This window comes from Tenacibaculum sp. MAR_2010_89, assembly GCF_900105985.1.
GTDB lineage: Bacteria > Bacteroidota > Bacteroidia > Flavobacteriales > Flavobacteriaceae > Polaribacter > Polaribacter halocynthiae.
Genome location: NZ_FNUB01000005.1, coordinates 279,952 through 296,262, shown reverse-complemented (window position 1 = coordinate 296,262; position 16,311 = coordinate 279,952). Strand labels below are relative to the sequence as shown.

General features: G+C 28.7%; 13 protein-coding genes. 12 read left to right on the top strand and 1 reads right to left on the bottom strand.

The genetic code is table 11. The features are described from left to right. Both BLV71_RS04955 and BLV71_RS04950 read left to right on the top strand, forming a co-directional pair. The gene (locus BLV71_RS04955; RefSeq protein WP_093869478.1) at positions 1 to 438 is read left to right on the top strand and encodes a YHS domain-containing (seleno)protein; all 438 of its coding nucleotides are present in this window, start codon (positions 1 to 3) and stop codon (positions 436 to 438) included. 117 nt (positions 439 to 555) lie between these two features. Continuing rightward, on the top strand, positions 556 to 2,202 hold the full coding sequence (locus BLV71_RS04950; RefSeq protein ID WP_093869477.1) for a glycerol-3-phosphate dehydrogenase/oxidase: 1,647 nt from the start codon (positions 556 to 558) through the stop codon (positions 2,200 to 2,202). Between the two features lie 123 nt (positions 2,203 to 2,325). Here BLV71_RS04950 and BLV71_RS04945 read toward each other — a convergent pair whose 3' ends face one another. Further along, complete coding sequence (locus BLV71_RS04945) at positions 2,326 to 2,625, bottom strand: GIY-YIG nuclease family protein (RefSeq protein ID WP_093869476.1); 300 nt, start codon at positions 2,623 to 2,625, stop codon at positions 2,326 to 2,328. A 351-nt stretch (positions 2,626 to 2,976) separates the two neighbouring features. Between BLV71_RS04945 and BLV71_RS04940 the strand changes: the two genes are divergently transcribed. From BLV71_RS04940 to BLV71_RS18810, 10 genes are all read left to right on the top strand, one after another. After that, positions 2,977 to 4,386 carry a sensor histidine kinase gene (locus BLV71_RS04940; RefSeq protein WP_093869475.1) on the top strand — a complete coding sequence of 470 codons (1,410 nt, stop codon included), beginning with the start codon at positions 2,977 to 2,979 and terminating at the stop codon, positions 4,384 to 4,386. A gap of 1,028 nt (positions 4,387 to 5,414) precedes the next feature. Continuing rightward, entirely contained in the window at positions 5,415 to 5,561 is a 147-nt protein-coding gene (locus BLV71_RS18485; protein ID WP_176974354.1) for a hypothetical protein, read from the top strand. Between the two features lie 140 nt (positions 5,562 to 5,701). Further along, positions 5,702 to 7,543: a tetratricopeptide repeat-containing sensor histidine kinase gene (locus tag BLV71_RS04935; RefSeq protein WP_093869474.1), complete on the top strand. Its 1,842-nt coding sequence runs from the start codon at positions 5,702 to 5,704 to the stop codon at positions 7,541 to 7,543. Beyond that, complete coding sequence (locus tag BLV71_RS04930) at positions 7,536 to 8,213, top strand: response regulator (protein WP_093869473.1); 678 nt, start codon at positions 7,536 to 7,538, stop codon at positions 8,211 to 8,213. The genes BLV71_RS04935 and BLV71_RS04930 overlap by 8 nt, the downstream gene beginning before the upstream one ends. Positions 8,214 to 11,644: 3,431 nt before the next feature. Continuing rightward, complete coding sequence (gene glpK / locus BLV71_RS04925; RefSeq protein WP_093869472.1) at positions 11,645 to 13,129, top strand: glycerol kinase GlpK; 1,485 nt, start codon at positions 11,645 to 11,647, stop codon at positions 13,127 to 13,129. A 101-nt stretch (positions 13,130 to 13,230) separates the two neighbouring features. After that, entirely contained in the window at positions 13,231 to 13,878 is a 648-nt protein-coding gene (locus BLV71_RS04920; RefSeq protein ID WP_093869471.1) for a hypothetical protein, read from the top strand. Further along, entirely contained in the window at positions 13,878 to 14,900 is a 1,023-nt protein-coding gene (locus BLV71_RS04915) for a sensor histidine kinase (RefSeq protein WP_093869470.1), read from the top strand. The genes BLV71_RS04920 and BLV71_RS04915 overlap by 1 nt, the downstream gene beginning before the upstream one ends. Then, a complete protein-coding gene (locus tag BLV71_RS04910) occupies positions 14,900 to 15,571 on the top strand; it encodes a LytR/AlgR family response regulator transcription factor (RefSeq protein ID WP_218131766.1) in 672 nt (223 codons plus the stop codon). The genes BLV71_RS04915 and BLV71_RS04910 overlap by 1 nt, the downstream gene beginning before the upstream one ends. 3 nt (positions 15,572 to 15,574) lie before the next feature. After that, positions 15,575 to 16,120: a pyridoxamine 5'-phosphate oxidase family protein gene (locus tag BLV71_RS04905; protein WP_093869469.1), complete on the top strand. Its 546-nt coding sequence runs from the start codon at positions 15,575 to 15,577 to the stop codon at positions 16,118 to 16,120. Between the two features lie 56 nt (positions 16,121 to 16,176). Continuing rightward, positions 16,177 to 16,311 carry a hypothetical protein gene (locus BLV71_RS18810; protein ID WP_255405118.1) on the top strand — a complete coding sequence of 45 codons (135 nt, stop codon included), beginning with the start codon at positions 16,177 to 16,179 and terminating at the stop codon, positions 16,309 to 16,311.

Sequence of the window (16,311 nt, the reverse complement as noted above, 5' to 3'; positions counted from 1 at the left end):
ATGAATAAATTAATCTACGTTTTATTTTTTGTAACATCTTTTGTTGGTGCACAAAACAATTACAATTTAAAAAAAGGAGCAGTAGCAAATGGGTACGATGTTGTTGCTTATTTTAATAATACTGCCTTGAAAGGAAGTAAAAAAATAACAGCAAAACACGATAATGTTACTTTTAGATTTTCTTCTGAAAAAAACTTAAAAGCTTTTAAAAAAGAGCCTCAAAAATACATTCCTCAATATGGTGGATACTGTGCTTATGCAATAGGTAAAAATGGAGAAAAAGTATCTATAAATCCTAAAACTTTTGAAATTAGAAATGGTAAATTATACCTTTTTTACAATTCATGGGGAACAAATACATTGAAGTTGTGGTTAAAAGAAAACCCAGAAGAACTTCAAAAGAAAGCTGACCAAAATTGGCAAAAAATTAATCAATAAATAATTATTGATTTTAGTCCGGGGGACTATAAAAAGAGCTGAAAATTTTTCGGCTCTTTTTTTATAGCTTAACAACTCTTTTTTATTCTTATTTTTGTTGGAAAACACCTTTCTACTATGAACAATTTTTCGTTTTTTAACCGTACAAATATTCAACAAGAACTTGAAACCACAGAGTTTGATATGTTAATTATTGGTGGTGGAATTACAGGAGCTGGAATTGCTTTAGATGCAGCATCAAGAGGAATGAAAGTTGCTTTAGTAGAAAAAAATGATTTTGCTTCTGGAACAAGTAGTAAGTCAACTAAACTAATTCATGGTGGTTTACGATATTTAAAACAATTTGATTTCTGGCTAGTTAAAGAAGTAGGTACAGAGCGAGCAATAGTACATAAGCTAGCTCCTCATTTGGTAATTCCTGAGAAAATGATTTTACCACTTATTGAAGGAGGAACTTATGGATCATGGTTAACATCTATAGGGCTAAAAATATACGACGTATTAGCATCAGTTGAAGGTGATGATAAACGTAAAATGTTAGACAAAGAAGAGGCGCTTGAAAAAGAGCCATTATTGCCAGATAGTATTTTAAATGGTGCTGGGTTTTATGCAGAATATAGAACTGATGATGCTCGTTTAACGATTGAAATATTAAAAACTGCTAGTCAATATGACGCGCAAATTTTAAACTATGTGCAAGCTGATGAGTTTATTTATGAAAATAAACGTGTAGTTGGAGCTAAAGTTACCGATGTTTTAACTGATAAAAGTTTTAATATTAAAGCGAAGTATGTTGTAAATGCTGCAGGACCATGGGTAGATGAACTACGTCAAATTAACAATTCAAAAATTGGAAAACGTTTACATTTAACTAAAGGAGTCCATTTAGTAGTAGCTCATGAAAAATTACCTGTAAAGCAATCGGTGTATTTTGATATTCCTGATGGACGAATGATGTTTGCTATTCCTAGAGGAAAAGTAACTTATTTTGGAACCACTGATACCAATTACCAACAAGATAAAGACAACGTAGAAACTAGTATTGTTGATGCACTCTATTTAATAGAAGCAGTAAATAATATGTTCCCAGATATAACACTTACATTAGAAGACATTCAGTCGTCATGGGCAGGTTTACGACCATTGATACATGAAGAAGGAAAATCAGCTTCAGAGTTATCTCGTAAAGATGAAATATTTGTGTCTGATACGAAGTTAATTTCTATTGCTGGAGGTAAATTAACAGGGTATCGTAAAATGGCTGAACGTATTGTAGATATAGTAGCTAAAAAGATGACCCGTAGGTTTGAAAAAGAATTTGAACCAATACAAACAGAAGACCTTATTTTATCAGGAGGACCATTTTTAAATTACAAGTCTGTAAAAATTTACACGAATCAGGTATATAAACGTATAAAATCATTTGGTTTAACAGAGAAAGACGCTAGTTATTTAGTACATAACTATGGAAAACAAACCGATATTATTTTAGATAAATTTGATGAGTTAACTGAAGAAAACTCAGAAAAACAATTATTAAAAGCGGAGGTTTGGTTTACTATTCAGCATGAAATGACGTGTACACCAACCGACTTTTTTATGCGACGTACAGGACGCTTGTTTTTTGATAAACCAAGTGTTGATAATTATAAGCAATTTGTACTAGACGAGTTTATAAAACACTTTGAATGGAACTCTAAAACTTCTTCAAATCATTTACAAGAATTAGAAGATAAAATGGCGTTAGCAATTGGGTTTAAATAAACTCCTGTCAATGCGATAAGGCACGAAGAAGCAATCTTTCTAATAATAGTTGTTAATTATATTTTGAGTACAAGATGAACAGACTACTTTACTCCATTGCACTTTGTTCGTAGTGATGATTTATTACATGAAATCAAATAACCAACCTTCTGATAAATCTTTCCATAGAGGGTTTTCAATGTTAATTAAGTCTTCTTTTCTTCGTCTATTACCAGACTTTAACTGTTTTTCTCGAATAATAGCTTCGTCAATAGAATCGAATTCTTCAAAATAAACTAGTTTATCACAATTATATTTAGCAGTAAAACCTTTAAAAGTTTTTGATTTATGTTGATATATACGTTTTATCAAGTTACTAGTAACTCCAATATATATAACAGTATTATTTTTATTTGTAAGTAAATAAACACAGTTCTTTTTCATAAGTTGAATATACTAAAAAGAATGTCATTGCGAAGGAGGTTACGACTGAAGCAATCTCTTCAATAAGAGTTAACAATTATATTTTGAGTACAAGGTTAACAGACTACTTCGCACCATTACATTATGTTCGTAGTGACGATTGTTAATGTCATTGCGAGGAAGTATGACGAAGCAATCTCTCGAATAAGAGTTAGTGTTTAAATTTTGAACAGAGAATAAAGAGACTACTTCATTTCTCTACGTTTCATTCGTCGTGACATTTCACTTTTTTAGAATGAAAACTCTCTAACATGTTTAAACATAGATTAATTTAAAAAGCATTACTTTTAAACAAAAATTGTTATTTAAATTATGCGATTAGTCCTATGTGCTATGCTGTTTTCTGCTATGGCATTTTCTCAAGAATATCTTTTCTCAAAACAAAAAGGTGAAAATAAACGTAACGAAGTTTGGGGTAACTTATGGTTAGATCAAGGAGTTTATTATCAAAATGATGATAGACATGAAAAAGCAATAAAATATTTTAAATATGGGTTAGCGGATAAAGGTATTAAAATGAAAGCACCCCAAGTTTACGCTAACTTAATAGAAGGTATAGCCATCAGTAATTATGTTTTAGGTAAAAAAGAAGGTGTTATTAAAAAATATAATGAAGCGGTATACATAAAAGAAAGATTAAAAAACAATGAAGGTTTATGTTTTACGCACACAAATATTAGTCTGTACTATATTGATAAAAAGAACAAGAGCTTAGCAAATAAACACGCTATTAAAGCTTTTGAATATGCGCTTAAAAGTAAAAATAAGGAACTTCAATTACAAAAATTAGAATTAATTCTAAATCAAAATATATATTCTAAATCAAAAGATTATTTTAAAAAATACGTACAATTAAAAGACAGTTTAATTGATGTAACTAATAAATTACAAGAAAAAATAGCGAGATTTAATTACCAAACAGTTAAAAGGGAAAAAGAAAATACGCTCTTAAAGTCTGAAAATAATAGAAGTCAAGAAGAAATATCATATCAAAAGCAACAAAAAACAATTGGTTGGTTATTAACACTTATAAGTTTGTTGGGGCTAAGTATAGGTTCTTTATTTTTTGTATTACGTAGAAGAAAATTAGTATACCAAACACAATTACAACAAGCTGAGACTAGGTATTTAGAAAGAGATAGAATTGCACAAGAATTGCACGATGGAGTTTTAAGTAAGCTTTTTGGAACTCGACTTAGTTTAGGTTTTTTAAAACTTCAAGGTGATATTGATGAGTTAAATAAACACCAATACCTTCTTAATGAGTTACAAAATGTAGAAAAAGAAATCAGAGAAGTTTCACATAAATTGAGCCATACTATAAGTCAATCAGATAATTTTAAACTATTGATTAAAGAACTCTTTGAAGAGAAAAGTAAAATAGGAGGTTTTGAATATAGTGTAGATATTTCAACAGAGATTGATTGGAAAAAGATTGATGAAAAAGCAAAAATTAATATTCATCGAATTCTTCAAGAAGTGATACAAAATTGTATTAAACACGCAAAAGCAAATACTATAAAGCTAAAAATAGTTCAAGAAGGTGGTAATATGAACATAAAAATTGAAGATAATGGAGTTGGTTTTGATTCAGAAAAAGAAAATAAAGGAATTGGGTTGAAGAATATAAACTCAAGAATAAAAAAATTAAAAGGAGTTATTAAAGTAAACTCAAAATTAGGAGAAGGAACTACTATTGAAATTGAACTTCCAATAAAATAATAAACAAGCTGTCATTGCGAGGAAGTATGACGAAGTAACCTCTCTAATAAGAGTTGTTAATTAAATTTTAGTACAAAACAAACAGACTCTTCATTCCATTGTATTATGTTCGTAGTGACGATTATTAATGTCATTGCGAAGGGGGTAACGACTGAAGCAATCTTTCTAATAAGAGTTAGCAATTATATTTTGAGTACAATATAAACAGACTACTTCATTCCACTGCGTTTCATTCGCAGTGACGATTCCTGTCATTGCGATGAGGTACGAAGAAGCAATCTTTTGAAATATTGTTTTTATTTAAGTTTTGAGTACAAGATAAACAGACTACTTCACTCCATTATATTACGTTCACAGTGACGATTTTTCGCTATAACTTCAAGTAAGTAACGACTGAAGCAACCTTTTCAATTTAGTTTTCTAAAAACGAATTTTTCCTGTTTTTTTTTGTTTATAAGGAATAAAATTATACTTTTCCAAGTATAAAATTTAAATAACTATATTATGTTAAAAAATATTGAAAATCTATGAACAGTTCTAACAAGAACTAAACAACAAAATATTAGCGGAGGGTCTCCTTTACCTAATGGCATGCCATGGGAGCAAGAATGTACTGAAGAAGATCAACCAGGGTATGATGATCGTTGTGATCATGGAGGTGGAAGTGGAGGTAATGGAGATGGAGATGACTAAGATTAAATCTTGAAAAACAATGCCAATTACTATTAAAAGGTTGTTCGGTATTTTATAGAGAACAGCTTTTTTTATTTACTTTTAAACACAAAAGATAAATGCTTTTAATTGTGTTTTATTCGTAGTAACGATTGTTATTTAGAAAGTACAACAACCAAAGGAAACTCTTAATTACCTGAGTAATTATACCTTTTTTATAAAAACTCATGACATTTTTGTCATTTATCAAGAAACTTTCCTGTTAAAAAGCTAAAAAACTCTTAAAACCTTTTGTTTTAAAGGATAAAATATTATTTTTAAAAAACGTAAATTTAAAACATTAAACAAAAGGGAAGATGAAAAACAATTACACTTTAGAAGAGCAAGCATTACAATTTGGAGGAGGAGCAACTACTATAGATAACGGAGGTGGAAATTCTGGAACTGATACTGACACTGGCGGTGGAAGTACTGGTAATGGAGGAGGAGACGGAGGAAGCTAAATCCTGAAAGATAATATTAATAAAAATTGAAAAGGTTGTTCTGTATTATATAAAGAACAACCTTTTTTAATATTAATCCTTATATTGCTTAATGGTTTTTATAAAAAAATATTACTTTTAGGAACTTTTATAAATAAAGTATGCGTTTCCTCTTTTTATTACTTCTTATTTCCACTGTTACTTTTTCTCAAAAAGAGAAAGATAGTGTATTGTATAGTAAGCAAAAAAAGAGGATAATTGATATTGGAGTAAACGCATTTTATTCAAAAGATACGTTTATTTTAAAAAAATCTACGAAACAACTTTTAAATTTTTATAATAGACGCAAAGACTCTACAACATTAGCTAAATATTATCATTTTAAAGCTTTATATCAAAAAATTGTGTATACAAATGATAGTGCCTTTTATTATTATCATCAATCTAAAAATGTTTCAAAACTTTTAAAAGACTCTATAGCAGTAGGGGGACGCTTATTGAGTATTGCAAATTTACAAAGAGAAGCTAAAGATTTTTTAGGAAGTGAAATAAGTTCAGTAGAAGCCTTAGAATATTTAGAACCGACTAAAGCTTATGAGTTTCTAGAGTATGTTTATAATAATTTAGGTATTGTTTCTGATGAATTAAATCAAAAAAATGAAGCTATAAAATATTATAATAGAGCCTTAGAAATTAATAAAATTAATAAAAACGAAAAAGGATATTTATTTATAGTTAATAATTTAGGTTTTCTATATCAAAAAAGAACACAACATAAAAAAGCAATCAAGTATTTTAAAAAAGGATTAACTTTTGATAGTATTAAAATTAAGTATCCAGCTCAATATGCTTTATTACTAGAAAATTTAGCGTACAGTAATTTTTCCTTAGAGAAAAACAAAAGTGTATTAAAACAGTACCAAGAGGTTTTAGAAATAAGAGATAGTTTAAAAGATTATAGTGAGTTAAGTACAACTCACATAAATATTTGTTTGTATTATAAAGAGAAAAAAAATGTAAAACAAGCACGTTTTCATGCTGAAAAGGCTCTTACATATGCTAAGCAAACTCATAATAATAAACGTTGGTTAGATGCTTTAGAAGAACTTTCTCAATTAAGTACAGGAAAGAAAGCTATAAAGTATTTAGAAGAGCATATCGATTTAAATGACAGTCTTATTCAAAAAGAACGTACGCAGAAAAACCAATTTGCAAAAATCAGGTATGAAACTACCAAAAAAGAAGAAGAAAACAGTTTTTTAAAAATAGAGAATGATAAAAAGCAAGATGAAATAGTACGTCATAAGCAACAAAAAGTTATTGGTTGGCTGGTGGCAGTTGCTGGTTTTTTAAGTTTGGGTTTAAGTATTTTGTTTTTTGTATTAAGGCGTAGAAAATTACTATACCAAGCACAGTTACAAAAAGCACAAGCACGTGAGCAAGAGCGTAAACAAATTGCAAAATCATTGCATGATGAGGTGGCTGGAGATTTACGTTTATTACATAGAAAATTAGAAAAATCGCAGTTGTTTGAAGAGGCTCAAAAGCTTGATGCGGTTAAAGAAAATGTACGTCAACTATCACACCAATTAAGTAGTGTGAGCTTTAAAAAAGTTGGCTTTAAAGACCAAATAATAAACTTAATTTCTGATTATTTTGAACTTACTTTTAAAATAACAGTAAAAGGATTGCATGAGCAAGATTGGTCGCAAGTTAATAGTGCAATAAAAAGATTATTGTATTTAAGTATTAGAGAAAGCATACAGAATAGTAAAAAACATGCGAAGGCAACAAAATTTACGATCGCTTTTTCAATACATAAAAAAAATGTATTTTTGGATGTTACTGACAACGGTATAGGTTTTGATACCTCTGTTAGTAAAAAAGGGATCGGTTTACATAATTTACAAGAAAGAGTTGAAGAGTTAAATGGAACACTATCAATTACTAGTACTGTAGGGGCTGGAACCGAAACACACATTCAAATACCTTTAAATGTCTGAAAAAATTAAAATACTTTTTGTTGATGATCATCAACTAATTATAGAAGGAATTCTTTCCTATCTAAAAGATATTGATGGTCTAGAAATTACAAGTACCAATTCTTGTGATGAAGCATTTAACTTAGTAAAATCTCACTTAAATACTGATCCGTATCAAATACTTTTTACTGACTTAAGTTTTGATAATGCCAGTGATAACTCAAATATTGATGGAGGTGAAAACTTAATTAAAGCACTTCAAAAAGAAAATGTACCTATAAAAATAGGAGTAATAACTGGGCACTCTGAAACAAATAGAGTGTATAATGTAGTGCGTAACTTAAACCCGTTAGCTTATATTTTAAAAGGAAAATGTAATACTACCGAATTGAATTTTGCAATCCAAAAAATGTTAGCAAATCAGGTGTATTATACCCATGAAATTCATGAAAAATTACTAAAAAGAGCATTGATTGAAATTCAAATGGATGATGTTGCTGTTCAAATTTTAAAAGAATTACCAAAGCATTCAAAAATATCTAATATGGAAGGTATTATCACTAAAAGTGATGGAAACCTTGTTAAAATTAGAGCTATAGAAAGTAAGTTAGCCAAGCTACGTACTGATTTAGATGCAAATAATAATACAGATTTAGTACTGAAAGCTAAGGAGTTAGGGATACTTGACTAATCCTTTGCGGAAAATCACACTATTTACTGCGGAAATCCCCTTTTGTAACTTTTAAGTAAAAGATATCTTTGTTATAGAATTAACACTGTAAGGGAGAAATTCTAGAAAAGAAGAGAAAAGATCAAAAACCTTTTAGCATATTAGTTAAAAGGTTTTTTGTGTTAAAATACTTCCTTAAATATTCCTTTTAAATTACTACATGGAACTAGTTTTTTAGTGTAAGAATAAATTTTTTAATGTTTAACTAATTGATTTAAAAAATGTTAAATGTGTTTTTTGCGGAAAACTACATTTTTTTCTGCGGATATCCCCTTTTTTAAAAAGTAAATGAAAACTACATTTGTTGCATCACTCATTTAATGAGCGGATATTTTAAGGGGAAAAACAAAACCTTCTAGTTTCTCATACTACTAGAAGGTTTTTTTATGCAGTAAATTTAAGGTAACGGAAAGTTACATTTTAAAGTGCGGGAAACCCCTTTTGTACACTTGTATTTCAATATACATTTGCAGTGTTGTTTAATTAAACACAAAAATCAAGGGAAATTCAAAGTAGTATAAAATGGGGAAAATATTCGTAAAAAAAGCAAACAATATGGTGGTAACTTTATTAACAGGATTAGCCGTGTTAGGAAAAGGAGCGAGCTACGCACTTAAGCATTAAAAAATATTCAATAAAAATATAAAACCTCCTAGATAAAGTTCTAAGAGGTTTTTTTATGGGTTAAAACGAATTACGGAAAATTACATTTTTAGATGCGGAAATCCCCTTTTAGGAGTTTTCATTGCGAGGTACATTTGCCGTGTCACTCATTTATTATGAGTAGATAAATTAAGGGGAAAAAGAAACCTTCTAGACAACTAAGTCAGAAGGTTTTGTTTTTAGTAGAAGTATATTATAACAATAAGGAGAAAAACTTTTTAATTTTTAACTAATTGATTTAAAAAATGTTAAATGTGTTTTTTGCGGAAAACTACATTTTTTTCTGCGGATATCCCCTTTTTTAAAAAGTAAATGAAAACTATATTTGTTGCATCACTCATTTAATGAGCGGATATTTTAAGGGGAAAAACAAAACCTTCTAGTTTCTCATACTACTAGAAGGTTTTTTTATGCAGTAAATTTAAGGTAATGGAAAGTTACATATTAAAGTGCGGGAAACCCCTTTTGTACACTTGTATTTCAATATACATTTGCAGTGTTGTTTAATTAAACACAAAAATCAAGGGAAATTCAAAGTAGTATAAAATGGGGAAAATATTCGTAAAAAAAGCAAACAATATGGTGGTAACTTTATTAACAGGATTAGCCGAGTTAGGAAAAGGAGCGAGCTACGCACTTAAGCATTAAAAAATATTCAATAATAAATAAAACCTCCTAGAACTTTATCTAGGAGGTTTTTTTATGGGCAAAAACGAACTACGGAAAATTACATTTTTAGATGCGGAAATCCCCTTTTAGGAGTTTTTATTGCGATGTACATTTGCCATGTCACTCATTTATTATGAGTAGATAATTTAAGGGGAAAAAGAAACCTTCTGACTTAGTTGTCTAGAAGGTTTTGTTTTTAGTAGCTGTATGTAATAATGGAAGAAGTCAAGTTTGTTATGTGTTGTAAAAACCTGATTTAAAATCAATTAAGAGCTTGTTTTGCGGAAAACCGCATTTTTTTCTGCGGAAAACCCCTTTATAAACTTGTTAACCAGTACTATATTTGTTGCATCACTCATTTTTATGAGCGGATATTTAAGGGGAAAACAAACCTTCTGGCACAGCTGTCTAGAAGGTTTTGTCATTTTATAGATATACATAAAGAGAATAATTTTAGTTACGGAAAGCTACATTTTTAGATGCGGACATCCCCTTTTCTGGCACTGAATTTGCAAGTACATTTGTCATGTCACTCATTATTATGAGCAGATGATTTAAGGGGAAAACAAACCTTCTAGATAAAGTTCTAGGAGGTTTTGTCTTTTATATATAATAGATTACATCTAAAGACTATGAATTATACAAGGCAGTTTTTTTATTTGAAGGTTAATGAAAATGTAAGTTACGGAAAATCACGTTTTTATGCACGGATATCCCCTTTTAGATATTGATAATCAGGTATATATTTGTAGTGTTGTTTATTTAAACACAAAAAACAAGGGAAATTAAAAAATTTAGAAAAATGGGAAAAATGTTACTTAAAAAAGCAAATGAAGTATTAGTTAATTTATTAGAAAGTTTAGCCGATTTAGGAAAAGGAGCGAGCTACGCACTTAAACACTAAAATTAAATTAATATTCATTATAAAACCTCCTAGAAGAACTCTAGGAGGTTTTATTTTATATAAAAAATAACAGTTACGGAAAGCTACATTTTTAGATGCGGACATCCCCTTTTCTGGCACTGAATTTGCAAGTACATTTGCCATGTCACTCATTATTATGAGCAGATGATTTAAGGGGAAAACAAACCTTCTGGATAAGTTCTAGGAGGTTTTGTCTTTTATATATAATAGATTACATCTAAAGACTATGAATTATACAAGGCAGTTTTTTTATTTGAAGGTTAATGAAAATGTAAGTTACGGAAAATCACGTTTTTATGCACGGACATCCCCTTTTAGATATTGATAATCAGGTATATATTTGTAGTGTTGTTTATTTAAACACAAAAAACAAGGGAAATTAAAAAATTTAGAAAAATGGGAAAAATGTTACTTAAAAAAGCAAATGAAGTATTAGTTAATTTATTAGAAAGTTTAGCCGATTTAGGAAAAGGAGCGAGCTACGCACTTAAACACTAAAATTAAATTAATATTCATTGTAAAACCTCCTAGAAGAACTCTAGGGGGTTTTATTTTATATAAAAAATAACAGTTACGGAAAGCTACATTTTTAGATGCGGACATCCCCTTTTCTGGCACTGAATTTGCAAGTATATTTGCCATGTCACTCATTATTATGAGCAGATGATTTAAGGGGAAAACAAACCTTCTGGATAAGTTCTAGAAGGTTTTGTCTTTTTTATAATAAATCTAATATAATGTATTGTATTTTAAGTGAATAAAAATTCAAAAATTCTTCTAGTTTAATTTTTATAAAGAAATATACTTGTTGCGGAAAATTACAGATTTACATGCGGGAAACCCCTTTTTTACCCTAGTAATCAAGTATACATTTGTAACGTGTTTATTTAAGCACAAAAACTTAAGGGAAATTTAAATTTTATTAAAATGGGGAAAACTTTAGTAAAAAAAGCAAACGACGCCTTTGTGGGTTTTATGTCAGCTTTAGCTGAACTAGGTAAAGGTGCAAGTTATGCACTTAAACATTAAAAACCACTTAACGGTGACTCCAAAGCCTTCTAGATGAATTCTAGAAGGTTTTTTTATTTTTAAAAAGGATATATTGTAAATTGCTGTTTTTAACCCAATACCTAGAATGGCAAAAAAGTATATTATAGCTTTAGATCAAGGAACTACGAGTTCTCGTACAGTTGTTATTAATGAAGAAGGAGAAATAATAGGAATGAATCAGCAAGAGTTTACTCAAGTTTTTCCAGAACCTGGTTGGGTAGAACATAACGCAGAAGAGATTTTAGAGTCTCAACTAACAACATTAAAAAAAGTATTACAACAAACAAATATAAAAGCTTCAGAAGTAGCAGGGATTGGAATAACCAATCAACGAGAAACCACAGTTGTTTGGAATAAAAACACAGGAAAACCAATATATAATGCTATTGTTTGGCAAGATAAACGTACTGCAAATATTTGCGAAAAGTTAAAAGAAAAAGGATTAGAAAACCATGTTCGTAAAACAACAGGGTTAATTATAGATAGCTATTTTTCTGCAACAAAAATACATTGGATATTAAATCATGTTGAAGGAGCAAAAGATGAAGCTGAAAAAGGAAATCTTTTGTTTGGAACAATTGACACTTGGTTACTTTGGAATTTAACTAATGGTAAGGTGCATGCCACAGATTATAGTAATGCTTCTCGCACAATGCTTTATGATATAAAAAACCTTTGTTGGGATACTAAAATTTTAGAAGAATTAGATATTCCAACTACAATGCTTCCTGAAGTAAAACCATCATCATATCATTTTGGAAACTTTAATTTAAATAATATTCAAATTCCTATAGCAGGAATCGCTGGAGATCAACAAGCCGCGCTTTTTGGGCAAGCATGTTTTAATAAAGGAGAGGCTAAAAATACTTATGGTACCGGATGCTTTATGTTATTAAATACTGGAGAGAATATAGAATTTTCTAAAAATGGATTGTTAACTACGATTGCTTGGGGTATTGATGATAAGGTGTATTACGCGTTAGAAGGAAGTGTATTTGTTGCTGGCTCAGCGATTCAATGGTTAAGAGATGGATTGGATATTATTAAAAGCGCTAAAGAGAGTGAGGAATTTGCAAAACAAGTTACTGGTGAAAACCCGGTATATGTTGTACCTGCTTTTGCTGGTTTAGGGGCGCCTTATTGGGATATGTATGCACGAGGAGCTGTATTTGGTTTAACACGTGATACAGGAAAAAACCATTTAATTAAAGCCACGTTAGAATCATTAGCTTACCAAACTAAAGATGTATTAAACGTAATGCAAAAAGATAGTGAGGTTGGTTTAACATCATTGAAAGTTGATGGAGGCGCTTGTGCAAATGATTTAATAATGCAATTTCAATCTGATATATTAAATGTACCTGTTGAAAGACCAGAGATTATAGAAACAACAGTAATGGGAGCAGCATATTTAGCCGGAATTTATGTAGGACTTTGGAAACAAGAAGATATTATTAATAGAAAGAAAATTAATAAAGAGTTTACACCTACGTTTTCAGAAGAAAAAAGAGACAGGTTATATAAAAAGTGGCAAAAAGCTGTAGAAAGAACTAAAAACTGGATAGATTAGGTTTAATTTTTCACCGAGAAAATGAACAAGGTTATCGAAAAAAATAGGTATTAAGTGTTTAATATTTTTCTTTTGAACAAAGAATTTTAAAATATAATTTTATGAAAATTAGAAGTATAATTTGTTCACTTGCAATTTTATTTTTTTTAAACTCGTGTGTTGTAAAATCATTATCGCCTTTTTATACTAAAGAGACAATTAGTTTTACTGAAGAGTTTTTAGGAAAATGGAAAGACAATGAAAAAGGAAAATGGGAGGTAAAAACCTTTGAAAGTGAAATATTAAAAGGATATAAAGGAAAAGTATCTAAAGAAGACAAGCAGTTAATAAGCTTATATAAGAATTCTTACTTTGTGTCTTTTGAAAAAAAAGGAAAAGAAGCTTTTTTTATTGCTACTCCATTTAAGATTAAAGACCAACTTTTTTTAGATTTTATTCCTGTTGATTATGATAGTGGAGGTATTAACTCATTAACATTTAGTCATATTGTGTATGCGCATTCATTAGTTAAGTTTGATGTGTCTTCAAATGGAAGTATAAAAATTAAATGGTTTGATGAAGATAGAATAGAAGATCTTTTTAAAGAAGGTAAAATTAAAATCAAACATGAAAAAATAGGCTTGTTAAACGACAAATATTTACTTACGGCTTCATCAAAAGAATTACAGAAGTTTGTTGAAAAATATATTGTTTCTAATGCCTCAAAAAAATGGGAAACCTTAATTAAATTTACATTGACTAAAGTATAATGAATAAGAATTCATTAAATAGATATAAAGCACATCATAATAAATGGATATTTAACCTTTTATTATGGGTGCTTTTATTTTTTGTAATACTGTTTTTGTTTGCTGATTTCCCTTTAAAAAAAATTGATTTTATTTATGTGGTTAGTTATTTACTTACTTTAATTCCTCCAGTAAGTTTATTAATCTATTATTTGGTGCCTAAGTTTCTTAAAAAAGAGAAGTATGTGGTATTTGTAATTTTATCAATAATAATAATATCATTATTTTCATATCTTAATATTCAATTTCACCAGTTAATAATCGATAAGATTTTCACTGATTATTATTTCATTTCATATTATAATGACGTACAAACGCTTATTGTTTTTGCTGCTGTTTCTTTAATTGCTACATTTTTTAAATTGTTAGAAGATTGGATACACTATAATCAAAATGAAAGAAGAGAAATTGAAGAGCGGTTAAAGGTTTTAAAAGGGCAAATAAATCCTCATTTTTTGTTTAATTCACTCAATGTTTTATATTCATTATCTGTAGGGAAAAATAAAGAAGTTACAGAAGCTACGTTGCAATTATCTAATATTTTAAGATATGTATTGTATGACTCTGAAAGAAAAACAACAATAGAAAAAGAAAAGGAATTAATTGAAAATTATATAGCATTTGAAAAAAACAGGCACACTGTAAATTCAACAATTAAATTTATATCCAATATTGATACGGATTCAGAAATACAACCAATGTTGTTATTGCCATTAGTTGAAAATAGTTTTAAACATGGATTAAAAAGCAATATAAATAACCCTTTTGTAATTATTAATTTAGAATTTAATAAAAATGTTTTATTATTTGAGATAGAGAATAATTTCAAAGCGAATAATTTAAAGTATACAGAAGAGTATAATGGTATTGGTGTAAAAAACATAAAAGAAAATTTAGCAATACTATATCCAAACAAACATGAATTAACAATTGAAAAAACAAATGAAACTTATAAGGTTAAACTTGTAATAGATTTAAAATAATGAAAATACAATGCGTTATTATAGATGATGAACCATCTTCACAAAACATACTTAAACATCTTATAGGAGATGTTGATTTTTTAGAGATAGCAGGAATTTGTAATGATGCAGTTGATGCAATGACGTTTTTGAAAGAAACTAAGGTTGATCTTCTTTTTCTAGATATAAATATGCCTAACTTGTCGGGAATTGCATTTTATAAAATGTTAAAAAACCCTCCTTTAGTTATTTTTACTACAGCCTATTCTGAGTATGCAATAGAAGGATTTGATGTTAATGCAATAGATTATTTATTAAAACCATTTTCATTTGAACGGTTTTTAAAAGCAGTTCAAAAAGTAAAAAATAAACTAGTTTTAGAAAAAGAGTTTATAATTATTAAATCAGATAAGAAACTATACCAACTAAAAGTAAATGATATTTTATTTGTTGAAGCGTTAGGAGATTATATTAAAATATATACAAAAGATAAAGTTTTGGTGAGTTATAAAACACTTAGAAATATACTTTCATTATTACCAGATAATAAATATATGCAAATTCATAAATCATATATTATAAATCAAAGTAAATTAGACTTTGTTGAAGGAAATCAAGTTACTATTGGTTCAAAAAAAATACCTATTGGACAAAAATTTAAAATCAATTTTTTAAAAAGATTAAACAGTTAAACTATGGCTAAGTTTTATAAAAAAATTACAAACAGACTTCAAAAGTTTATTGAAAACCAAAAAATGTTTTTTGTTGCTACAGCACCTAAAGAAGGAAGAATTAATTTATCTCCTAAAGGAATGGATACCTTTAGAATTTTGGATGAAAATAAAGTTGCTTGGTTAAGTGTTACTGGAAGTGGTAATGAAACCTCTGCACATTTAATCGAAAATAATCGCATAACAATTATGTTTTGTGCTTTTGAAGGAGCTCCTAATATTCTTAGGTTGTATGGAGAAGCAACAGAGATACAAGAAAAAGATAATGATTGGAATACTTATGTAAACTTGTTTCCAAAGCTACCAGGTACACGTCAAATATTTGTAGTAGAAATAATATCTGCACAAACTTCCTGTGGTTCTTCTATACCTTTTTATGAATATTTAGGTGAACGAAATCAGTTAAATGAATGGGCTGAAGATAAAGGGAAAGATGGAATTGAAGCTTATTGGGAGGAAAAAAATCAAGAAAGCATTGATGGATTAAAAACAAAATTTTCCAAATCCTGATAAAAGTCATATTCTAACCTTTTCATTGTATTTACCTTTGTATAAAAGTTTACGATATGATACAATTAGTTAATATTCCTGCAGTTTCATGGACAAATGGAACTATTATGTTGATTGTTTTTGGTATTGTTAGTTTAGGCTTAATAGCTACTCTACTAATTTTTATGAATAGTGGTAAAAAGAAAGGGTAA